Here is a 19,600-nt window from a genome sequence, read left to right on the forward strand (position 1 = left end):
GGGGGAAAGCACCAGCCTATCCGTGAATGCGTGAAGCCGGCGGATGACGGCGTGGCCAAGCCCGGAGCCGCAATCCGGTTGGGGCCGGAGGGCCAGGTGTGGATCGCCCCGGGCATGCTGCGCTCACTCGGGCTGCATTGCGCCGACAAGGTCCGCATGCCGCCCCTCCGGCACGCGAGGACCGTCCGCCAAAGTGGTAGCGTGGCAACCGTAACGCCGCAGGCCGTCATCCGGGGGGATGCCATGATGAAACTGTTCTTGCTGGGTCCAACGCTGCTGCTCTCCCTGTTGATCAGCTTCTTCCTGCTGCGATCGGACACGCTGCGGGCGGTGCAGGCACCCGGCATGCGTACGCAGGCCGCTTCCCCTGCCCCCGGATCCCAGCCGCGCCTGGCAGGCGCCGCGCAGACGCCGGCCGCGCGTCCCGCGCAGGCAGACGCGGCGTCCGCCCCGCCCGCAGCGGCGGCGGCGCAGGCCGACCCGTTCGCCCCGGTGTACATCGTCACCTCCCGCGAGACGTGGCAGGGTATCCGCGGCCTGACCCGTGCCGCGGTCGCGCGACGCGACAGCACCGGCGCGACCGTGCTGATTTCCGAAACCCGGGCCGACCGCCTCGGCGACATCAGCGACTACGTGCATGCCAACGAGCGCCGCTGCGGCGGCTATTTCGCGTTCCCCAGCCGCGCGCAGGCCGAGGCCTTCGTCAGCGCGGATGGCGCGAAGCAGGCGATGGCGAAATCGATGCTGGCCGGCTACACGCTCGACAACCAGGCCACCGTCAGCCGCTGGTTGCCCCAGGTGCAGGAACAGCGCCTCTACGCCACCATCAACCACCTCTCCAGCTACCGCAACCGCTACTACGCCAGCACGCATGGCCGGACCTCGGCCGAATGGATCCGCAACCACTGGCAATCGCTGGCCGCCGGCCGCGACGACGTCACCACCGAGCTGTTCACCGCCTGCGCCACCTGCGGCACGCAGCCGTCGATCATCCTCACCATCCGTGGCTGGGACCTGCCCAATGAAGTCGTGGTGCTGGGCGCGCACCTGGACTCGATCAACGGCGGCAACCGCAACGACCCCGAACAGCACGCACCGGGTGCCGACGACGATGCGTCGGGCATCGCCACGCTCACCGAAACGCTGCGCATCGCGCTGGCCGACGGCTGGCAGCCGCGGCGCACGGTGAAGTTCATGGGCTATGCCGCCGAGGAAGTCGGCCTGCGCGGTTCCAATGCCATCGCGCAGTCGTTCCGCGCCAGCGGCGTCAACGTGGTCAGCGTGCTGCAGGTGGACATGACCAACTACAAGGCCGGCGCGGTCACCGACATGAAGCTGATCAGCGACTACTCCAACGCCGACCTGAAGAACTTCTTCATCACCCTGTTCGACACCTACCTGGCGCCGATGGGCCTGACGCGCGGCAGCGTGGCCTGCGGTTACGCCTGTTCGGACCATGCGTCGTGGACGAACGCCGGCTATCCCGCCGCGATGATGTTCGAGGCCGGCGACCCGGGCGGCAGCTTCCCCTATATCCACACGTCGTACGACACGCTGGCGACCATGGGCGAATCCGCGCAGCACAGCGTCAAGTTCACCCAGTTCGCCCTGGCGTATCTTGGCGAAACCGCCAAGACGCGCACGCGGGTCACCGGCGGACCCGCGCAGGTGCTGCCGGTGCCGTGAGCCTGGGTAGCCCGGGTAGGGCCGAAGGCCACACCCGGGGACCGGAACCGTCACGTGCAAGGCGCCGCGGGTGCGCTGCGCTTACCCGGGCTACGCGACTGCAAGCCCCTTTGGAGAAGAAGATGAGACACGCGTTCGCCCATATCGCCTTCACCCCCGCGGTACGCGACGTGCAGGCACGCGACGGCAGCCGTGCGCAGTACGCGCGGGCCTTCGAGTCCGGCGACGAGGTCCGCAATGCCGAACTCGGGGCCGACGAGGCCGCCTTCATCCATGCCCAGCGCAGTTTCTACATGGCCACCGTGTCCGAAACCGGTTGGCCGTACGTGCAGCACCGCGGCGGCACGCCCGGTTTCCTGCGGGTGGTCGATGCCACGACGCTGTCGTTCACCGACCTGCCCGGCAACCGGCAGTTCATCAGCGTGGGCAATCTGGCGCAGGACGATCGCGTGGCGTTGATCCTGATGGACTACACGCACCGGCAGCGGCTGAAGCTGTTGGGCCGTTTGAGCGTGGAGGAGTCACCGGGCGCGGGACGTACCGAGCGCACGATGACGATCCATGTGGAAGCTTTCGACTGGAATTGCCCGAAGTACATCCCGGTCCGCTTCGAAGCGGAAGACGTGCAGCGTGCGCTGGACGAACGCGACAAGCGGATCGCGCAGCTGGAGGCGCAGTTGGCGCAGGCCCGGCAACAGACGTAACGCGTAGGGTGGGACTTCGCACACCACTGGGTGGCTGACGGGCGATGGTCGGCTTGAACCCCCCCGACGCCCTGTGTATAAGGAATCGCCGATCCGCGTCTCGCGGCGGTGTTGCAAGCCTGAATGGTCATGACCCAGGCCACGGACTCTCCCTCTCTGAGGGGACCGGATTCTCATCCTGTCTTGGAGTCCATCATGAAGCTCAAAACTCTTCGCGAACGCGCCTTCGTCCGTCAGCAAGGGCGTTGTTATTACTGCAGTGCACGCATGTGGCAGATTTCTCCCGAAGAACTCGGCCTCCACCGCAAGTCTTCGCGTCTACTCCAGTGCACCGCCGAGCACCTGATCGCTCGGCGCGATGGCGGTGGGGATACCTGCGACAACATCGTAGCGGCGTGCCACTACTGCAACTGGCTTCGCCATGCGCGAAGAAACGCGGCGCTCGCGCCGGAAGTCTATGCCGCTCGTGTCCGCAAGCGGGTGGCGCGTGGCACTTGGCATGCACCTTTCGCGATCTTCGAGTAGATGAAGCGGCCTAGCCTGGGTAAGCCTAACGGCCGCACCCGGGGTCTTTATGCATCACGTGCGAGGTGCCCCGGGTGCGCTGCGCTTACCCGGGGCTACGCGGCTCAGGTGCCCAGCAGTTCGACGTCGAACTTCAACGTGGCGTTGGGCGGGATGACGCCGCCGGCGCCGCGTGCGCCGTAGCCGAGGTTGGCGGGGATGATCAGGGTGCGCTGGCCGCCCACCTTCATACCCTGCACGCCTTCGTCCCAGCCCTTGATGACCATGCCGCCGGCGAGCGGAAAGATGAAGGGTTCGCCGCGATCCTTGCTGGAATCGAACTTGGCGCCCTGTTCGCCGTTCTCGTAAAGCCAGCCGGTGTAGTGCACGGTGACGTTGTTGCCGGGCTTGGCCTCTACGCCGCTGCCGACGACGGTGTCTTCGAACTGCAGGCCGGAAGCGGTGGTGGTGAATGCCATGGTGTGTTCCTTGTGGGGACCGGATATTCGGGGCGCATAGTTTATCGCTCGCCCGGCCGAGGAAGTTGCGTAGCCCCGGTAAGACCGAAGGTCGCACTCGGGTGCACGGAAGGGTGACGTGTAGATAGGGTCGGCCTCGGCCAACCTTACGGGATCCTGGATTGTCGTCGGGAAGGTGTGCTGAAGCCCCCCCTGCGGAAAATGTCACGCGCGATGGGGGGCGAACCAGCGCCGGACAGACGGCAGGAACAGTAATGCACCTACGGCGATCCGCAGCACCGCCGCCAGGAAGGCCGGCCACCGAGCCATCGACACGCCGCGCCACAACATACTGCCCAGGAGGAAGAGGGTGAGTACCGTAGTGATCACGAGCCACACCCTGGCCCATTGTTGTCTTCGCCAGAGTGCGAAGCACATGACCACACCGTAGACGCCGATGGTCACCATTATGGGCGTGAAAAATTCGATGTTCGCGACGGGCGCCCGGTATACCGCAATGATTTCGAACGCGTAATGCGCCAGGTAGAGCGCAAGAATGACCCACATCGCTGGCGGCGTTCTTTCTTGCTTAGGCTGCCGGAGCATCGCACGCGGGGCTTCATAGGGATTGAACGATTCGCTCACGACGGTTCACGCTCCCGTCGTCCCTTCATCGCCAGCGCTTCGGACAGCAGGGATTCGTAGAGCTGCAGGCGAATGCGCTTGAGGTTAGCAACCATCATGACGAAGTACAGCAGAATCAATCCGAAGCCGATCATGATCTGCCAGTACGGCATGTCCATCAGCTCGTCCCAGTTGCGGAAGAACAGATAGGCCGACGCCAGCACGGGCAGCAGACCAAGTCGTTCCAGACCTCCCGTAAACATTCCGATCTTCACGGACATCTGATTCAGCACAAGCCGCGCTACGCGCTGATGCTCCTCCAGTACGGTACGCGGACGCTGGCTCAGCCACATCAGGATCGTACGGAACAATGGCGTGTCGTGGTCGAGCTGACTGACCTGATCTGCGCGCCACGTCCACAACGACCAACCCAGCACACCATAGGAACGGACGATGCCGGGCATCAGTGCGAGCAGGAATATCGAGAAACTGATCTGCGCCCACATGATCATCCATCTGCCCGGCGTCATGACGTGAACGAGAAGAAAGGGAATCAACATGAAGACCGCCGCGGCTGCGCCAACCATGTTGGCAAACCGATACATCCGCGGGGTATCGAGGATCGACGCCGGCCCATCCGGCATCTCTCGCAGGCGGCGATCCAGTTCGGTGAAGCTCAGTGCGTCGTTGGATGACATGCCACGGGTCCTTGTGATGGCGAGGCCGATTGCGTCAGGAAGAGGGGGCTTGGGTGGCGGCGGCAAGCCCGCGCCGCTCAGCGTGGCTGGAGGCCAGCAGCAGAGATGTCATTGCAGCTTGTTCCACAGCGCCCAAACGATCGTACCGACGATGCCCGTCAACGATGTCACCAGCACCCACAGGATGGACATACGTCGCGAGCCACGCATCAGTGCGAATGGGTCCTGCCGCATCGCAGCCATCGCTTCCACGGCATCGCCCTTGAACTGTTTTCTGACGGCGTGCCAACGCATCGCCGCGTAGCCGACGCCAGATACCAGACACCAAGCGCCCGCGACGACGCTGTACGTTTCGCCTTCGTCCAGCAGTATGCCAATGACAAGCGCGATCGGAAGCAGTGCCAGCGCCATGCCCCCAGCGAAGCGCCACCAGCTGAGGCTGGGTTTTCCCTGCAGGTACATCGTCGTGCTCCGTGGGGACCGGGGGCAAGCTTCCCACACCACCCGGCCGATTTGCAGCCCAGCTCTGGCATCGCAGGCGGGCTGGCCCACCGTGCGCGGGCGCGGACATCCGCGTAGCCCGGCTAAGGCCAACGGCCGCACCCGAGGTCTTGATGGACCACGTGCAAGGCACCCCGGGTGCGCTGCGCTTACCCGGGCTACGCGGGCTCCACGCCCTACCCCGTCTGTCGCCTACCCCGCATGAATTCCAGCATCGCTTCGAACACCGGGTGCAGGCGGGCGGCCTGGCCGGTGATTTCGTATTCCACGCGCGGGGGGATTTCGGGGTAGAGGGTGCGGCGTACCAAGCCGTCGCTTTCCAGCTCACGCAGCTGCGCGGTCAGCATGTGCTGGGTCACGCCGGGGATGGCGCGGCGCAGTTCGTTGAAGCGGTGCATGCGCTGGTGCAGCAGCCAGAGGATTTCCAGTTTCCATTTGCCGCCGAAGATGGCGACGGCCTTCCTGATGTCGCCATGCACTTCATCGATGTTGTCGGCGATGCCGGCGCACGTCTGCTCAGTATGGTTTTGCATACCTGGTACTCAAATCAATCCTTCTTGTTGGCACGACTATACGCCACTAGATTTTCGCGACGCGGTGGCAGCGGCGTCACGGAGACGTTCGACATGCGGCCGCACTTCCTTCCCCACCAGGCACCTGCCCATGAAGATCCTGCATATCGATTCCAGCATCACCGGCGACGATTCGGTCAGCCGCACGTTGACCGCGGCGGTGGTCGCGCGCCTGGTCGCGCTCAGCCCCGACGCCGACATCACCTACCGCGACCTCGCCGCGCAGCCGCTGCCGCAGGCATCCGCGCCGTTGCTGGCGGTGGCGGCGGGCGCTGACGTGCCCGCGCACGACAGCGCACTGCAGGCGGACGTGTCGGTGGTGGGCCGTGTGCTGGACGAAGTGCTGGCGGCGGATGTCATCGTCATCGGCGCGCCGATGTACAACTTCAGCGTGCCCAGCCAGCTGAAGGCGTGGCTGGATGCGATCGCGGTGCCGGGCAGGACGTTCCGCTACGACGCGCAGGGCGTGCAGGGGTTGCTGGGCGAGAAGCGCGTGATCATCGCGTCGGCGCGCGGCAACGTCTACGCGGCGGTTTCGCCGGTGGCGGCGTACGAGCACCACGAGTCCTACCTGCGCAGCTTCCTGGATTTCCTGGGCGTGACCCGCATCGAGGTGGTGCGTGCCGAGGGCGTGCGGCTGGGCCCGGAGCACGCGCAGGCCGCGATGGCCGGTGCGCTGGCGCAGGCGGAGCAGCTGGAAGCGGCGTGATCAGGCGCGCTGTCCGCGTGTTTCAGAAATGAAGAGCGGGCCGATGGCCCGCTCCGTGGTGCGTTGATGCCGGTGGCCGTCAGGTGGACGGTTCGGGTTCTTCTTGCGTGCGCCGCTTGCGGTCGAAGCGGGCACCCAGCGCCTGCCGCAGGGTATGAAGGCCGTCGCCGCGGCCGACTACCTTTGCGAAAAGGTACGCTGACCCTTGTTTTGGCATGTGCAGGGTGGGCCTTGGCCCACCTTGCGGGGATACGCAGAGCTCGCGCGGCGCTGCTGATCGGCCCGGCCTGGGGTGTACGATGCGCCACAGGGGAAGCCTGGCTCGTCGGGGCGCCGTGCATCGGTGCGACGGTGGGCTGCGACATTCAGATGCTCTGCGGAGATGCCCGATGAAGCACGCGCTGCACGTACTGCTGTTGATGGTGGCCCTGCTCGCGCCGGCCCACGCCCATGCCGATGACGCGCCGCCTTCGGTGCAGGCGCAGGTGATGCCGTTGCTTGACGAGATGATGGCGGCGGCCAATGCGCACGATACGGACCGGTTCATGGCGCTCTATTCGCGCGGCGATGCGCTGGTCGTGCAGTTCGACGACCAGACGCTGCGCGGGTGGCAGACGGTGCGGGACCAGCAGGACGAATGGTGGGCCGGCGGCACGTCCGACGCCGTGTACCGCTACCGGTCGGCGCCGGAGATCACCGTGATCGCGCCGGATGTGGTCAGCACGCTGCAATCGATGGAGGTGGCCAGCACGATGCCCGATGGCAAGAAGGGTAACGTGCAAGTGGTGGCGACGTCTGTGTGGCGGAAGCTGCCGGAGGGGTGGCGCATCGTGGTGGCGCACGAGTCGTTGATTCAGTAGCGCGCTCGCAGGAGCAGGCGGGAAACCTACGCTGACCGCTGTCTTGCGGATGGGATGCGGGCGCCTTGCGCTTGGGGAGTCATGCACAGCGCGAGTGGCTCTGGGCTCGGAATGTCGTCTCATGGATCACCGCTTGCACCGGGTGCCGGATACAGGGGGGCGCGAACATGCATTGGCATATCTATCTGGTGCTCGCGGTAGCGGGCGCCTGCGTGGTGATCCTCGATCTGGCGTTGGGGCGCTGGGCGCGGGCGGGTGCGCTGTCTCTGCTGGTCGCTTCCATCGCGCTTGCCGCCTGGAACGGGCGCGAGGAAGAAAGGAAGACGCGCGCCGTGGAGCGTGAGGCCCACGACCCCAACGCGCCGCACGAGTGAACCGGTAGCCCGGGTAAGGCCGAAGGCCGCACCGGGGATTCGGAACGTATCCGTGCGCCGCGCCCCGGGTGCGCTGCGCTTACCTGGGCTACATGGGCGGCTTGAGTCCGCCCTGCCCGCCCGCACTGTCAGGTGCGGCGCCGGTTGTCGCGCGGAGTGCGCTGTCCAATGCCATGCGGACGTAGCATTGCAGCGGCGGTGCCTGCTCGCAATGGCTGATGATCCGGTCTAGCAGGTTCGCCAGTGCATCCGGACGAAGGCTGGCATGGGCACCCCATACGCGATGCTGGATCTCGTTGAGCCATTTGAGCGCATTGAGCTGCGCGGCGGCATCAAGTGTTTTGTCGCTCCAGATGGCGCGGCCGGCGATCGTCAGCTCGAACCAGAGGCGCGTGCAGAACTTCTTGGCCTGTGTTCCGTCGAGTGCAACGACGTGGGTTCTCATGTCCATGGTTCTCTCTTTCCGAAGTGCAAGGTGCCAGCGACATCGGGGACGATGCCGTCAGGCGGCGACGAGGTCGGCGAGGTAGACGAAGCCCGTAGCCCTGGTAAGGCCAACGGCCGCACCCGGGATCGGATCAGTTCAGTTAGGAGCGCCCCGGGTGCGCTGCGCTTACCCGGGCTACGGTGCTTGGTTCAAGCGCCGAACCAAAGCCGTCACGACCTGAAACCCTGCGCTTTGGGATCCCCGTGCAGGCGAGGCATCTTCAGCCAGTGCCAGTATCCATCGTTGATTTTCCTGGTCTTATCTTCACTGTCCGTACCCGAATAGTCGATCCGGATCGCCAGCACCAGTTCGTCGTCCGCCGTGCGCGCGACATAGTCGGTTTGCACGATGTTTACCGGTTCTTCCACGTCAAGTTCCAATACGCGGGCGGCGGCGTCGTTCAATGAATGGTTGCGGGTCGCAATCCGCCGCCAACCGTGTCCAACGCAGGGTGCCTGCGTGTCGTCCAGTGTCGTGTATCCCGCCGCCGACGACGACGCACCAGCACCAGCACCAGGAATCCGGTCGGTGAGGTAGAACACCGTTTCCAATGGTCGCGGTTCAATCGCGATGTAGGACCGTGTACTAGCCGAGAGGCCGAACAGGTAGGGCGCAAACCAGCGGAAGTGCGGAACCAGCTCGCCATCTTCCTGCACCAGCGATCCAGCCGACAGATCGGACAGGTGCCAGACGCCCTCGATGGTGGGGCAAGCGGAGAAGAGCGACGTTTCCACCGCGCCGAACTGGTCGCCGTAGGCGTTGGCAACGTCTGGCACGGCGCCGACGCAACCGGTCAACCCGAGCACGGCAACCAGCACTGAACCAAGAAGGGCCCGACGCATGTGATGTCCTGTTGAATTTGAAGCCGGTAGCTTACGCGACGATTGGACAAAAAATGGGGGGTCAGAGTGCCTTTCCCGTAGCGCCACGGCGCAAAAACGTACTCTGACCCCTGTCTTCAAACCCCTGTTTTCTGGGGGCGACAACAAGCCGCCAAAGCGAGACCAGGGTGCAGCAGCGGCCCTCGCCTTGATTGCGACCTTCCAAATAAAAAGCGGGCCGATGGCCCGCTCCGTGGTGCGTTGATGGGGGTGGCCGTCAGGTCGACAGTTCGGATGCTTCTTCCGTGCGCCGCTTGCGGTCTAAGCGGGCGCCCAGCGCCTGGCGCAGGGTGTCCAGGCAGTCGCCGCGGCCGGCCACCTTTGCGAAAAGATACTCTGACCCCTGTTTCTGCTGACCCCTGTTTCTGCTAACGATCTCACGGCCCCTACTTCATATCCAACTCGGGGCGGCTCAGCCACACGTTGCGGCTTGGATCGCTAGAGCCGCCAAGTTCCTCGGTGGTGTACGCACGAGGTAGTAACGAGTCCCACTGCCGTTGTGCAATCACTTCGGCCGAAAAGAGGCAATTCGCTAAGTTCTGCACGCGCCCCTTGTAGTAGTTGGCGGCATAGTATGTTGGTGATAGTTGCTCATGAAGATTGCAATACACCGACAACTCCATGAGGAGTCGCCTTTCTTTGTCAAAGTAGATGTTCCAATCGCTTTGCACAGCCGCGCGGTTGTCGCTGAAAACCTGCATCCCACGTGGACCGATCATGGCGTTGTCCAGAAGCTCCAACGTCCCCTCTTCATCGACCACCACAGATTTCGATTCCCTGGTATGGGTTCTTCTGAGCGCGCCTGAGTCTTCGACTCCGATGTAGAAGCCGCCCGGCAAGGTGCCGCCAAGAAGCTCCTTGATCTCACTAACAATGGCTTCCATGCATCGTTCAATCTCCTGAAGCTTTGCGGACTTTTGCGTTTCGTCCAGCTCTTGCTTGAGAAGCCTGTTCTGCTCCTTCATCTCCTTACGCGTGGTCTCTGACTCTTCTTTCGTTATCTCTAAGGTTCGCAGAACCAGAAGAACCGTTATGAATCCAATGAAAGGATTCATGATTCCGCCAATGTAGTCGCCGAAAGTTCCCCAATCCGTCTTGTTGTCTGAAACGTCGGGACCAAACGTGAAGGTGTAGTAGAGAACGGCGACCAGGGTCACTACCAGCACCGCAACTGTTGCAAGCCAATCGGTATTTCTCTTCTTTCCTTCTTCCTTGTCTTCTTCACTCATGCTGGATCCTCCAGTAGGGCTCGACGAACCAGAAATATGACACCTATGGCGGCATGCGTCAGGCGGTCACCGCGGCGACGATGCGGTCGGCGGTGTCGGCCAGGTGGGTGAAGCGGTGGGCCAGGCCGGCGCGGGGCAGCAGCAGGTCTTCGGGATGTTCGGTTTCGGGGGGCTGAGCTGGGCCAGCAGGTGCAGGTGGTCGCGCAGGGCCTGCAGTTCGGCGTGAGCCTCAGTGGGCAGGTTGTAGCCGGGGTCGATGAGCGTTCCGTGCGTCATGGCGATGTCCTTCCGCGTGCGGGTGCTAGGCGTGCCTGCGGGCGCTCTGTGCGCCCGCAGGGTGTCGGGAGGGTCGAAGCTGTAATCAGCCAGCCGGGCGTATTTCCCTTTCGGGTGTTCTATTCCGCCCCCTCCCGACGTAGAACGGACTGCGTCGGAAGCGCCCAGTGTATGGGGCACAAAAAACCCACCTGAGTTGCCGGGGTGGGTGCCGCTGAATATCGGAGATTCGACGCTCCTTGGAGACAAGTTTGCGTCGGGGATGGCGTGGTGTCTATTTACATTCTTGGGGCGGAGCTCAGTATATGGCTTACGCCTCGGCTCGGTTAGCCAAGCTCTGCTCGGACACGCGATGCCCTAAGGCTATCCAGCCTCGCCAGAATCAGCAGTCTCAATGCCTTCTTCCAGAGCCAGTCTGGCCACCCTGATCTGGTCAAGCCGATTGCTTCGAGAAATCAGTCTCAGCGCCGCACCAAGCTTTCTCTTCGCGGCACTCGCGCTAGCCACTGGGTAAGGATCAAGAATCCCCTTGATAGAGCTCCTAAGTTCGGCGCCTTTTGTCTCGATTAGCCAATCTCTAATCTCCTCTACTGACGACGAGGCGACGACGGCATATGAACCCTCTTGATCGTCCAAACGCGAAGAAATATTGGACATAGCTTCCCGGAGCGTGACGGTTGACTGAGCATCATTCCGGGCTTTCTCGACTCTCGCCCTAAACCATGCATCTCGGATCGGCCTGAACAGCTCAATCTCCTTCATCTGAAACATGGGTCCCGCTAGAGGCAATCTTGAGGCAACCCATGCAGCGCCGCACTCTTCTGCCCAGGCATCTTTATCGAGCTCCCTAAGCAGACATATGCTCGAATCTATATTCAGTGCACTCTCGTACTGAGCAGAAGCGAGTGTCGCCTCATAAAACCTGCCTGCAAAAAGTTCTGCGTCGCCGCCGTAGCCGTCGTGAAACTCAGACCAAACCGCACTGTAAACAGCGGCGACATCCTCGGCACGATGCTTCCGATCAAAATCTTTCAACAAACTCCGATACTCAGCCGGAAAGTATCCGTCCGAAACAAACTTAGCGAAGCACTGATCAATCTGATCCGGGTAGTAGGCCACATCATCCAAGATTCCATCCCAAGCTTTCTCGTCCGAACTCCTATCATCATTACCTAGTGCGGCAGCCACGCCAGACCAATGACCGTGCTTGAGTGCACGCGATACTGGCGGCGCCCCTTCTGCTCTTCCCTCATGGCAATAGGTCAGTACGGCAATAGATTTCGCCATTGCCCGCTTTGCACCCTCATGCAACTCGGGATCAGACTCAGCCAATGCAGCATCTACATTCGATATGACGCGGGACGCAATCCTCAAATTGCTACTTTTAAGCTTCTCTAGAATCACGAGCGCCTCACGTTGGCACTCATCACTTGGCTCACCAAAGGCGGCCCTGATCGCAGCGCCAACTTCCGGCGCATAAGTCATCGCGCGATCTACAACCTTTTCCCGATGCTCCGCCCAAATGATCCTATCTTGCGCATTCAGCTGCTCTACATTCGAAATAATGAGAACGGCGCAGCCTTTCTCGACGGCCAACTGAGAAACAACACCCAGAACATCCTTGAGCAGGAGACCATCACCGCGTCGTTCCAAATCATCCAGACAGACAAGGTGATCCTTGAACATCCCATAGGCAACACTGGACCACTGATCCCCTAGGCTTCCAGTCCATGGATTTGAAAGTCTTGATAGGGCACCGGTACTTTTCCTGATGGGATTTTCCTTCCAGAAATTCCTCAACGTCTCGATATTGAAAGACTGATCAACGCTAGGCCGATGAGCATCGGACGAAGGAATCGACCTCTCAAACAGGCTTCGCTTCAGATCCGAAAGAGAATTCAATCCAAACAAAGATACATAACAGTACTTCGCCATCCCAAAACCGGTCGAAGTCCTAAGCAATGATTGCCATAGGTGCGTCTTTCCTCGCCCCCACTTTCCTTGTAGAGCAAGTACGGATGGAGTCTTTTGAAGAATAAACTTTTGTAGCGCTCGCACTTGAGGCTTGGTGCTGTCATCGAGAACTAAGGACAACGGATATTCCGCAGACAGCGTGGCACTCATTCCCCGACCCCTCAATTACTTCGAACAGTCTGTAGAGCAAAAAGAGTAAGCCTTTCGTACCCCTAGACAGGCTTTTTCTCGACCTCGTCATTAGCAGCAAGTCCTTCTTCAATCTTGGTATCTTGCTCCTTCAGAATGACATCACGCCGCGCTGCTAGCTTTTTCGCGAGAGCGGCCATTCCAGGAATTTTGGACAGGGCATCGACCGACTCCGAGAGGCGCGCACTCTTCTCAAGTACGTCCATAAGAGGGTGATCAGCCTTGCCGTAATCGGTGATTAGCTTCCCCGGATTCTCAGCACTGACTTGCAGGACGTTAAACAACAGACGGGTGCGCAATTCTTCCTTCACAAGGCTCTCATGAGGGAGAGTTTCAATTTGATTGGAGAGACCTGAGAATGTCTTTCCAAGAACCGCTTTGTGCGTGTACTCCTCGATCAATCTCTTTGAGAGGTTAAGACGCTTATTTGCCGAGTAGGCCAGCCAGAGAACCGGAAAATATAGAGGAAGAATCGCAAAGATCAGTTTTGGCGCATCTCTTAAGACATCTGCGAGCGTGGCGCCGCCAACGAGCAGATACACATCCACACCAAAAGGGATCAGTGATATTAGTACCAGGCCGACTACGGCGAACCTGAAGTTTCGCTCGTGGGATGAGAGTGACGAGCACTCCTCCTCCTTCTTTGCCTCATAGGCGGCGCTAAGCCCTGCCGCCAAGCCACCCGGAAGCAAAGCCTTCAATTGGCCCACCACGTCATCGAGTTCTACGCGGCCGCCTTTTAGCAAGCTAGCAAACTCTTCAGTTTGCGCCTCCCGAAGACGAAGCTGATCCGCCTCGACCTTAGCAACCTTCTGATCAACCTCTTCGTCAAGCACAACCACTCGGCTGTTTAGACCCTCAAAAGCCTTGTTCAATTCGTCTCGCAGCCCATCCACTCGCTCTACGTTTCCTTGATCATCCTCAACATCATGACCAAGAACCTCCTTGTGAACCTCGTCGAGCTCCATTTTTCTTTTCACTGAGTGCGACAATAAGCTTCTAATGTTTTCGCTTGATGCATTTGCATCAAGCACCTGCTTATTGAGATTTTCGAGAGAAGGTGGAATTTCTTGAGCTTGTGCAAGAAACCGCTCGACCTCCTCAATCCGCTCTTGGACCGTGTTTACAAGCTTCTGGGTGGACTGCTCAGCAACTTCCATCTTCTCAAAAAGCGCAATCGACTCACTCGCCTTGCGCCTCAAGGACTCTGCATCCTGCAGGTAATCGTTACGAGATGAAGAAACTTCCGCCAGATTATCTTGTACTTGCCCCTTCGCTTTTCTCACATCCTCAATGGCAGCCTGCATTTCTTCGGCAAGCGATTCAACTTTCGCCCTACTAGCCTCGGCGGCGATTAATGCACGCTGCGCATCGATGGCAGATTCGTTAGCAGTCGCTGTTACCTGCTTTTCAAGGCTGGCAATTCTCTCTACTGTCCAAGCCCTTAGCTTTTCGTATTCCGCAGGATCAACGCCCTTATCAAACAGCCCCATTTCACCCTCCATCCTTTGAATGAGAAATCAATCTTCGGCTCCGGATCAGGCACTTCCCTGCAAGGGAATTTTTATATCTCCTAGTAAGGCTCCACTCCATCAAGCGCCGCTGCGCGCGCGTTAGCTCATCCCCATTTAACTGCTGGATGGCTTCCGATTGATTTGATCAATTGAATCACCCATCTGCCGCACATCCCTAAAGTATCGGCTATGACTTTTCCGAAGCGCATCTTCAGACGCCGCTTCCAGAACGACGACTTCTCGCGTAAGACCTTTCGTCATTAGCGAGATCTCAAGCTCCAGCCTGGCTTTAGACGCCTGCTCACGACAAGTCGAGTCGAACACCTCAAGAGAAACCAACTGCCCAGCGGAGCGATCGTATTCCAAGAGAAAGATCATGCGACTGTCTCCAACTGGAACTCCGCAGATCTAAAGTCAACTTCGTCTCGGACGTTTTGCAAGAATCCAGTCAATCGTTCGCGCCCATCGAAGAAGCGACGATCCGTCTCTCGAAGATCTTTTTTGATTCTTTTCCTAATTCTGGGGTTCGTACGGGATCCATCCATTGCGGCCATCAAGGCGAGGCGCCTCCCCTCGGCTCGCTCAATTCCGTCAATGGAATCCGAGATATTCTGAAGAAAGCGAAGGGCGTCAGGATCTCCGATCCCGTACTTGAGCCCGGGATCTACCACGTCAGAGAGCCGTTCCGAGATTTCAGCCCAGAGATGCTGAAGCCTGGTCCGCAGCTGCACCTCCACCTTAACTCCATCGAAGCTTGCAACTAGGTGGATGGCCCGGTAGCCATGACTAGGCTGACTGCGTCGGTCAAAAACTTGCGGGTCATCCAGATATACCTGCATTGCGCCTAGCGCCCTGCGCTGTTGAATGATGTCTTCGACAACCACCCGACAACCCGCAATGTCTTGCATTTGGCTAAGTCGAGAGGACTGTCTCTTCAGCTTGTCAACGATAGCGCCAGTCGATTTTGCAGGCCTACCAGTCACCTCATGCCGCAGCTCAGAGAGACGCTCACACACGTGCGCATAGGCCGGACCAAACGAATTTCTATAAGCCTCCAACTCCGTCAACACCTTAGCGTCGACTAGCCCTTCGCGGAGACGGTCGCCAAGTTTGTCGATCTGGGTTCTTGAGTGCTGCATGTCCGAACTAAGGGCAGCTCAACCGCACTTCGAATAACCACAGTTCAAGCACGTCGCACACCCGTCCATGATGACGAGCGCCTTGGTGTTGCACTTGTGGCAGAGCGTGGCGGTGGGCGGGAAGCTGGCGCCGTCGCCGGTGACGGCGATGTCTTCGGCGGCGCCTTGGGCGGGCGCGGCCGGTGCGGCGGCGGGGGCCGCGCTTACGTCAGAGTTTTTTTTTGCGCGGTCTTCGTACTGCTTGCGCTTCTCGGACAGGATGGCGCGCTGGTGGTCGCTCATCTGCGGGTCGTGGATCAGGCCGATGGACTTCATGTGCTCTTCGACGATGGCGCCCAGCTCGGCCACCAGCGACGGCATGTACACGCCACCGGCCTTGAAGTAGCCACCGCGCGGGTCGAACACGGCCTTCATCTCGTCCACCAGGAACGTCACGTCGCCGCCCTTGCGGAACACGGCGGACATGATGCGCGTCAGCGCCACGATCCACTGGAAGTGCTCCATGGACTTGCTGTTGACGAAGATCTCGAACGGACGGCGCAGCTCGTGCTCGGTGCCCGCGTTCAACACGATGTCGTTGATGGTCACGTACATGGCGTGTTCCACCAGCGGCGACTTGATCTTGTAGGTGCTGCCGATGAGGACTTCCGGGCGCTCGATGCGCTCGTGCATCTGGATGATGTTGTCCTGCGGCAGCTCCGCTTCCACCGTGGCGCGGCTCACCGACGCGGCCGTGACGGCCTGCGCGGCCTCGCGGGCCTTGTCTTCCGGGGTGAGGACGCTGTAGCCCTTGATTTTCTTGTCGATCTTGACGGCCATGACGGTGGAATCCTGTTCTTGTCTTGTTATGGGTGACGGGGCGGGTAGGCGCTGAGGGCCTGCCCCCACCCCAACCCTCCCCCGCGGACGGGGGAGGGAGTGGAGCACTTACTTACGGGCCGCTTTTTTTGCTGCTTTCTTCGCGGCTTTCTTCGGGGCTGCCTTGCGGACGGCTTTCTTGGCCGCCTTCTTGGGTGCGGCCTTCCTGGCCGCTTTCTTCACCGGCGCCTTGCGGGCGACCTTCTTGGCTGCTTTCTTCACCGACTTCCTGGCGACGACCTTCTTGGCCGTGGCCTTCTTGGCGACCTTCTTGGTGGCCTTCTTCACCGTCTTCTTGGCGGTGGCCTTCTTGGCGGTCGCCTTCTTGGCCGTTTTCTTGGTGGCTTTCTTCGCCGTCTTCTTGGCGGGCTTCTTGCCGGTCACCTTCTTCTGCAGGCTGGCCGCTTCGGCCTTGGCGCTGGCACTGGCGGCGGCCAGCTTCTTCTTGGCCGTGGCGACGGTCTTCTTGACCGCCTTGGTAGCCTTGTCGGTGCGCTTGGCCACGGCCTTCTTCGCCTTGGCGAGGTCGGCCTTCACCGTCTTCTGTGCTTTCTTGGCGGCCTTCTTCGCCTTGGCCACCGTGGCACTGGCCGTGCTGGCCACTGCTTCGCCGATCTCCACGGCCTTGTCCTTCACACTCTCGGCGGCGCCGGAGAGCGTCGCCGTGACACCATTACCGTTGCTCATGCTGCCCTCCTGTTGGGCGTAGGTTGTGACGCTGCCGATGCTATACCCGATTGCGCGGGGTGGAACGGTGAAGGCGATGAATCGAAGCTTGCCGGGTAAGCCCCTTCCTCCGCGTGCGGGGGAAGGTGGGGAGGGGCGCTGTTCGCATTGAGCAGACGTTACTCGCTGCGCTCGCTCCCCTCTCCCGCCCCTTCGGGGCACCCTCTCCCGCAGGGGGAGAGGGGTAATGCATTCCTTGTTTCGTTGCTCCCTTTCCTCATGAGAGGGAGGGAGGTACTGCCTTGGTTTTCCCTTCTCCCCTTGAGGGAGAAGGTGGCCGAAGGACGGAAGAGGGGTGCTTTTCGCGGGGAGCAAGAGCAACTCGCTGCGCTCGCCCCCCCTCACCTGCCCTCCGGGCATCCTCTCCCCACAGGCGGGGAGAGGGGTGACGCCGTGGATCAGAACTTGCCGTAATAGCCTTCCTTGAGCGCGTCGAACAGGTTGGCGGCGGTGTGCATTTCGCCGTCGTATTCGATCTGCTCGTTGCCCTTCACTTCGATGACGTTGCCGTCTTCCAGCTCGAAGCGGTAGGTGGTGTTTTCCAGGTCGGCTTCCTTCACCAGCACGCCCTGGAAGGCGGCGGGGTTGAAGCGGAACGTGGTGCAGCCCTTCAGGCCCTGCTGGTGGGCGTAGCGGTAGATGTCCTTGAACTGCTCGTACGGGTAGTCCGTGGGCACGTTGGCGGTCTTGGAGATGGAGCTGTCCACCCACTTCTGCGCGGCGGCCTGCACGTCGACGTGTTCCTTGGGGCTGATGTCGTCGGCGGAGATGAAGTAATCCGGCAGCCTGGCGTCGGCGTCATCGCTGAACGGCATGGCCTTGGGGTTGACCAGTTCGCGGTAGGCCAGCAGCTCGTACGACCAGACGTCGACCTTTTCCTTGGACTTCTTGCCTTCGCGGATCACGTTGCGGCTGTAGTGGTGCGCGAACGAGGGCTCGATGCCGTTGCTGGCGTTGTTGGCCAGCGACAGGCTGATGGTGCCGGTGGGCGCGATGGAGCTGTGGTGGGTGAAGCGGCTGCCCACTTCGGCCAGTTCGTCCACCAGGTCGGGGGCGACGCTGGCCACGCGCTGCATGTAGCGGCTGTACTTGGCGTGCAGCACCTTGCCGGGGATCTCCTGGCCCAGCTTCCAGCCGTCCTTCGCCATTTCCGGGCGCTGGCGCAGCATGGCGGCGGTGACGGTGAACAGCTCGTCCATGATCGGGGCGGCGCCCTTTTCCTTCGCCAGGGCCAGGCCCATTTCCCAGCCGGCCACGGCCATGTCGCGGGCGATGGCTTCGGTGAACTCGCAGGATTCGGGGCTGCCGTACTTGTGCTTGAGCATGGTCAGCGTGCTGCCCAGGCCCAGGAAGCCCATGCCGTGGCGGCGCTTGCGCAGGATCTCGGCGCGCTGCTGTTCCAGCGGCAGGCCGTTCACTTCGACCACGTTGTCGAGCATGCGTGTGAACACGCGCACGACTTCCTTGTATTCCTCCCAGTCGAAGCTGGCCTGGTCGGTGAACGGGTTGCGCACGAAGGTGGTCAGGTTGACCGAGCCCAGCAGGCAGGCGCCGTAGGGCGGCAGGGGCTGCTCGCCGCACGGGTTGGTGGCGCGGATGGTCTCGCACCACCAGTTGTTGTTCATCTCGTTGACGCGGTCGATCAGGATGAAACCCGGCTCGGCGTAGTCATACGTGGACACCATGATCATGTCCCACAGGTGCCGCGCGCGGATGTGGCCGTAGATCTTGCAGGCCACCAGGCCGTCGTCGCGGACGATGTAGTTCTTGTGGGTGGGCCACTCGCGCCAGACCACCTGGGCGGCGTCCTCGACGTCGATGTCGCCCTTCTCCTTGATGTTCACCGGGAACACCAGCGGCCAGTCGGCGTCGGTGTCCACGGCTTCCATGAAGCCGTCGGTGATCAGCAGCGACAGGTTGAACTGGCGCAGGCGGCCGTCTTCGCGCTTGGCGCGGATGAAGTCCTTGACGTCGGGGTGGGAGATTTCGAACGTGCCCATCTGCGCGCCGCGGCGGCCACCGGCCGACGAGACGGTGAAGCACATCTTGTCGTAGATATCCATGAAGGACATGGGGCCGGAGGTGTACGCGCCGGCGCCGGCGACGAAGGCACCCTTCGGGCGCAGCGTGCTGAACTCGTAGCCGATGCCGCAGCCGGCCTTCAGGGTCAGGCCGGCTTCGTGGACCTTGTCCAGGATGCCGTCCATCGAGTCCTCGATGGTGCCGGACACGGTGCAGTTGATGGTGCTGGTGGCCGGCTTGTGCTGCTGGGCGCCGGCGTTGGAGGTGATGCGGCCGGCGGGAATGGCCCCGCGGCGCAGCGCCCACACGAAACGCTCGTACCAGTAGGCACGCTTCTCGGGGGTGGTCTCGGCGTCGGCCAGGGCACGGGCCACGCGCTGGTAGGTGCCGTCGATGTCGGCGTCCAGGGCCTCGCCCTGCTTGGTCTTCAACCGGTACTTCTTGTCCCAGATGTCCTGGGAGGCCGGCTGCATGGGAATCAGCGCGGGGTGTTCCGTCTTGACCGCCTCGAGGCGCACCGTACTCATGGTTGTGTTCTTCTCCTAAAAACGACTGGAACGTGTTGTCTGGGAACGTGCTGTCTGGAAGCGGGTGTTGTCTTGAAACCGGGTGATT

General features: G+C 61.3%; 22 protein-coding genes. 6 read left to right on the top strand and 16 right to left on the bottom strand.

The window, feature by feature from the left end:
- The first annotated feature begins 246 nt into the window (after positions 1–246).
- The 3 genes from OVA13_RS11290 to OVA13_RS11300 all read left to right on the top strand — a co-directional run bounded on the left by OVA13_RS11290 (position 247) and on the right by OVA13_RS11300 (position 2,915).
- A complete protein-coding gene (locus OVA13_RS11290; protein WP_267790577.1) occupies positions 247–1,686 on the top strand; it encodes a M20/M25/M40 family metallo-hydrolase in 1,440 nt (479 codons plus the stop codon).
- Positions 1,687–1,808: 122 nt separating this feature from the next.
- Positions 1,809–2,390 carry a pyridoxamine 5'-phosphate oxidase family protein gene (locus OVA13_RS11295; protein ID WP_267790578.1) on the top strand — a complete coding sequence of 194 codons (582 nt, stop codon included), beginning with the start codon at positions 1,809–1,811 and terminating at the stop codon, positions 2,388–2,390.
- A 195-nt stretch (positions 2,391–2,585) separates the two neighbouring features.
- Complete coding sequence (locus OVA13_RS11300) at positions 2,586–2,915, top strand: HNH endonuclease (protein ID WP_267790579.1); 330 nt, start codon at positions 2,586–2,588, stop codon at positions 2,913–2,915.
- Between the two features lie 104 nt (positions 2,916–3,019).
- Here the strand turns inward: OVA13_RS11300 and OVA13_RS11305 are convergent, their stop codons facing one another.
- The 5 genes from OVA13_RS11305 to OVA13_RS11325 form a co-directional block, all read right to left on the bottom strand.
- The gene (locus OVA13_RS11305) at positions 3,020–3,373 is read right to left on the bottom strand and encodes an FKBP-type peptidyl-prolyl cis-trans isomerase (protein ID WP_267790580.1); all 354 of its coding nucleotides are present in this window, start codon (positions 3,371–3,373) and stop codon (positions 3,020–3,022) included.
- A 204-nt stretch (positions 3,374–3,577) separates the two neighbouring features.
- Positions 3,578–3,997 carry a hypothetical protein gene (locus OVA13_RS11310; protein ID WP_267790581.1) on the bottom strand — a complete coding sequence of 140 codons (420 nt, stop codon included), beginning with the start codon at positions 3,995–3,997 and terminating at the stop codon, positions 3,578–3,580.
- Complete coding sequence (locus OVA13_RS11315) at positions 3,994–4,674, bottom strand: hypothetical protein (RefSeq protein ID WP_267790582.1); 681 nt, start codon at positions 4,672–4,674, stop codon at positions 3,994–3,996. The genes OVA13_RS11310 and OVA13_RS11315 overlap by 4 nt, the downstream gene beginning before the upstream one ends.
- Before the next feature lie 108 nt (positions 4,675–4,782).
- On the bottom strand, positions 4,783–5,136 hold the full coding sequence (locus tag OVA13_RS11320) for a hypothetical protein (protein ID WP_267790583.1): 354 nt from the start codon (positions 5,134–5,136) through the stop codon (positions 4,783–4,785).
- Between the two features lie 215 nt (positions 5,137–5,351).
- Complete coding sequence (locus OVA13_RS11325; RefSeq protein WP_267790584.1) at positions 5,352–5,708, bottom strand: winged helix-turn-helix transcriptional regulator; 357 nt, start codon at positions 5,706–5,708, stop codon at positions 5,352–5,354.
- A 130-nt stretch (positions 5,709–5,838) separates the two neighbouring features.
- Here OVA13_RS11325 and OVA13_RS11330 point away from each other — a divergent pair, with 130 nt between their 5' ends.
- The 3 genes from OVA13_RS11330 to OVA13_RS11340 all read left to right on the top strand — a co-directional run bounded on the left by OVA13_RS11330 (position 5,839) and on the right by OVA13_RS11340 (position 7,690).
- Positions 5,839–6,456: an FMN-dependent NADH-azoreductase gene (locus tag OVA13_RS11330; protein WP_267790585.1), complete on the top strand. Its 618-nt coding sequence runs from the start codon at positions 5,839–5,841 to the stop codon at positions 6,454–6,456.
- Positions 6,457–6,845: 389 nt separating this feature from the next.
- On the top strand, positions 6,846–7,316 hold the full coding sequence (locus tag OVA13_RS11335; RefSeq protein ID WP_267790586.1) for a YybH family protein: 471 nt from the start codon (positions 6,846–6,848) through the stop codon (positions 7,314–7,316).
- Positions 7,317–7,483: 167 nt separating this feature from the next.
- Positions 7,484–7,690 carry a hypothetical protein gene (locus OVA13_RS11340; protein WP_267790587.1) on the top strand — a complete coding sequence of 69 codons (207 nt, stop codon included), beginning with the start codon at positions 7,484–7,486 and terminating at the stop codon, positions 7,688–7,690.
- 88 nt (positions 7,691–7,778) lie between these two features.
- Here OVA13_RS11340 and OVA13_RS11345 read toward each other — a convergent pair whose 3' ends face one another.
- The 11 genes from OVA13_RS11345 to OVA13_RS11395 form a co-directional block, all read right to left on the bottom strand.
- A complete protein-coding gene (locus OVA13_RS11345) occupies positions 7,779–8,135 on the bottom strand; it encodes a hypothetical protein (RefSeq protein ID WP_267790588.1) in 357 nt (118 codons plus the stop codon).
- A 212-nt stretch (positions 8,136–8,347) separates the two neighbouring features.
- Complete coding sequence (locus OVA13_RS11350; protein ID WP_267790589.1) at positions 8,348–9,019, bottom strand: hypothetical protein; 672 nt, start codon at positions 9,017–9,019, stop codon at positions 8,348–8,350.
- A gap of 425 nt (positions 9,020–9,444) precedes the next feature.
- Positions 9,445–10,287, bottom strand: a complete 843-nt coding sequence (locus tag OVA13_RS11355; RefSeq protein ID WP_267790590.1) for a hypothetical protein — start codon at positions 10,285–10,287, stop codon at positions 9,445–9,447.
- A gap of 66 nt (positions 10,288–10,353) precedes the next feature.
- Positions 10,354–10,563, bottom strand: coding sequence for a hypothetical protein (locus tag OVA13_RS11360; RefSeq protein WP_267790591.1), 210 nt, complete (start codon positions 10,561–10,563; stop codon positions 10,354–10,356).
- Positions 10,564–10,926: 363 nt separating this feature from the next.
- Complete coding sequence (locus OVA13_RS11365) at positions 10,927–12,687, bottom strand: P-loop NTPase fold protein (protein WP_267790592.1); 1,761 nt, start codon at positions 12,685–12,687, stop codon at positions 10,927–10,929.
- Between the two features lie 62 nt (positions 12,688–12,749).
- Complete coding sequence (locus OVA13_RS11370; protein WP_267790593.1) at positions 12,750–14,219, bottom strand: coiled-coil domain-containing protein; 1,470 nt, start codon at positions 14,217–14,219, stop codon at positions 12,750–12,752.
- 135 nt (positions 14,220–14,354) lie between these two features.
- The gene (locus OVA13_RS11375) at positions 14,355–14,618 is read right to left on the bottom strand and encodes a hypothetical protein (protein WP_267790594.1); all 264 of its coding nucleotides are present in this window, start codon (positions 14,616–14,618) and stop codon (positions 14,355–14,357) included.
- Entirely contained in the window at positions 14,615–15,379 is a 765-nt protein-coding gene (locus OVA13_RS11380) for a RelA/SpoT domain-containing protein (RefSeq protein WP_267790595.1), read from the bottom strand. The genes OVA13_RS11375 and OVA13_RS11380 overlap by 4 nt, the downstream gene beginning before the upstream one ends.
- A gap of 18 nt (positions 15,380–15,397) precedes the next feature.
- Entirely contained in the window at positions 15,398–16,198 is an 801-nt protein-coding gene (locus tag OVA13_RS11385; protein ID WP_267790596.1) for a TSCPD domain-containing protein, read from the bottom strand.
- Between the two features lie 108 nt (positions 16,199–16,306).
- Positions 16,307–16,924 (bottom strand): hypothetical protein, encoded by a 618-nt coding sequence (locus OVA13_RS11390; RefSeq protein WP_267790597.1) that lies wholly within the window; start codon positions 16,922–16,924, stop codon positions 16,307–16,309.
- Between the two features lie 437 nt (positions 16,925–17,361).
- Positions 17,362–19,512, bottom strand: a complete 2,151-nt coding sequence (locus tag OVA13_RS11395) for an adenosylcobalamin-dependent ribonucleoside-diphosphate reductase (protein ID WP_267790598.1) — start codon at positions 19,510–19,512, stop codon at positions 17,362–17,364.
- Positions 19,513–19,600: the final 88 nt, after the last annotated feature.

It is taken from the genome of Pseudoxanthomonas sp. SL93 (assembly GCF_026625825.1).
GTDB lineage: Bacteria > Pseudomonadota > Gammaproteobacteria > Xanthomonadales > Xanthomonadaceae > Pseudoxanthomonas_A.

Excerpts from the sequence above, each read along its gene's own strand:
- OVA13_RS11320 (WP_267790583.1), bottom strand. The coding sequence starts at position 5,136 with ATGTACCTGCAGGGAAAACCCAGCCTCAGCTGGTGGCGCTTCGCTGGG.
- OVA13_RS11350 (WP_267790589.1), bottom strand. The coding sequence starts at position 9,019 with ATGCGTCGGGCCCTTCTTGGTTCAGTGCTGGTTGCCGTGCTCGGGTTG.
- OVA13_RS11305 (WP_267790580.1), bottom strand. The coding sequence starts at position 3,373 with ATGGCATTCACCACCACCGCTTCCGGCCTGCAGTTCGAAGACACCGTC.
- OVA13_RS11335 (WP_267790586.1), top strand. The coding sequence starts at position 6,846 with ATGAAGCACGCGCTGCACGTACTGCTGTTGATGGTGGCCCTGCTCGCG.
- OVA13_RS11315 (WP_267790582.1), bottom strand. The coding sequence starts at position 4,674 with ATGTCATCCAACGACGCACTGAGCTTCACCGAACTGGATCGCCGCCTG.
- OVA13_RS11295 (WP_267790578.1), top strand. The coding sequence starts at position 1,809 with ATGAGACACGCGTTCGCCCATATCGCCTTCACCCCCGCGGTACGCGAC.
- OVA13_RS11325 (WP_267790584.1), bottom strand. The coding sequence starts at position 5,708 with ATGCAAAACCATACTGAGCAGACGTGCGCCGGCATCGCCGACAACATC.
- OVA13_RS11340 (WP_267790587.1), top strand. The coding sequence starts at position 7,484 with ATGCATTGGCATATCTATCTGGTGCTCGCGGTAGCGGGCGCCTGCGTG.
- OVA13_RS11365 (WP_267790592.1), bottom strand. The coding sequence starts at position 12,687 with ATGAGTGCCACGCTGTCTGCGGAATATCCGTTGTCCTTAGTTCTCGAT.
- OVA13_RS11360 (WP_267790591.1), bottom strand. The coding sequence starts at position 10,563 with ATGACGCACGGAACGCTCATCGACCCCGGCTACAACCTGCCCACTGAG.
- OVA13_RS11380 (WP_267790595.1), bottom strand. The coding sequence starts at position 15,379 with ATGCAGCACTCAAGAACCCAGATCGACAAACTTGGCGACCGTCTCCGC.
- OVA13_RS11290 (WP_267790577.1), top strand. The coding sequence starts at position 247 with ATGAAACTGTTCTTGCTGGGTCCAACGCTGCTGCTCTCCCTGTTGATC.
- OVA13_RS11300 (WP_267790579.1), top strand. The coding sequence starts at position 2,586 with ATGAAGCTCAAAACTCTTCGCGAACGCGCCTTCGTCCGTCAGCAAGGG.
- OVA13_RS11385 (WP_267790596.1), bottom strand. The coding sequence starts at position 16,198 with ATGGCCGTCAAGATCGACAAGAAAATCAAGGGCTACAGCGTCCTCACC.
- OVA13_RS11370 (WP_267790593.1), bottom strand. The coding sequence starts at position 14,219 with ATGGGGCTGTTTGATAAGGGCGTTGATCCTGCGGAATACGAAAAGCTA.
- OVA13_RS11395 (WP_267790598.1), bottom strand. The coding sequence starts at position 19,512 with ATGAGTACGGTGCGCCTCGAGGCGGTCAAGACGGAACACCCCGCGCTG.
- OVA13_RS11345 (WP_267790588.1), bottom strand. The coding sequence starts at position 8,135 with ATGAGAACCCACGTCGTTGCACTCGACGGAACACAGGCCAAGAAGTTC.
- OVA13_RS11390 (WP_267790597.1), bottom strand. The coding sequence starts at position 16,924 with ATGAGCAACGGTAATGGTGTCACGGCGACGCTCTCCGGCGCCGCCGAG.
- OVA13_RS11330 (WP_267790585.1), top strand. The coding sequence starts at position 5,839 with ATGAAGATCCTGCATATCGATTCCAGCATCACCGGCGACGATTCGGTC.
- OVA13_RS11375 (WP_267790594.1), bottom strand. The coding sequence starts at position 14,618 with ATGATCTTTCTCTTGGAATACGATCGCTCCGCTGGGCAGTTGGTTTCT.
- OVA13_RS11355 (WP_267790590.1), bottom strand. The coding sequence starts at position 10,287 with ATGAGTGAAGAAGACAAGGAAGAAGGAAAGAAGAGAAATACCGATTGG.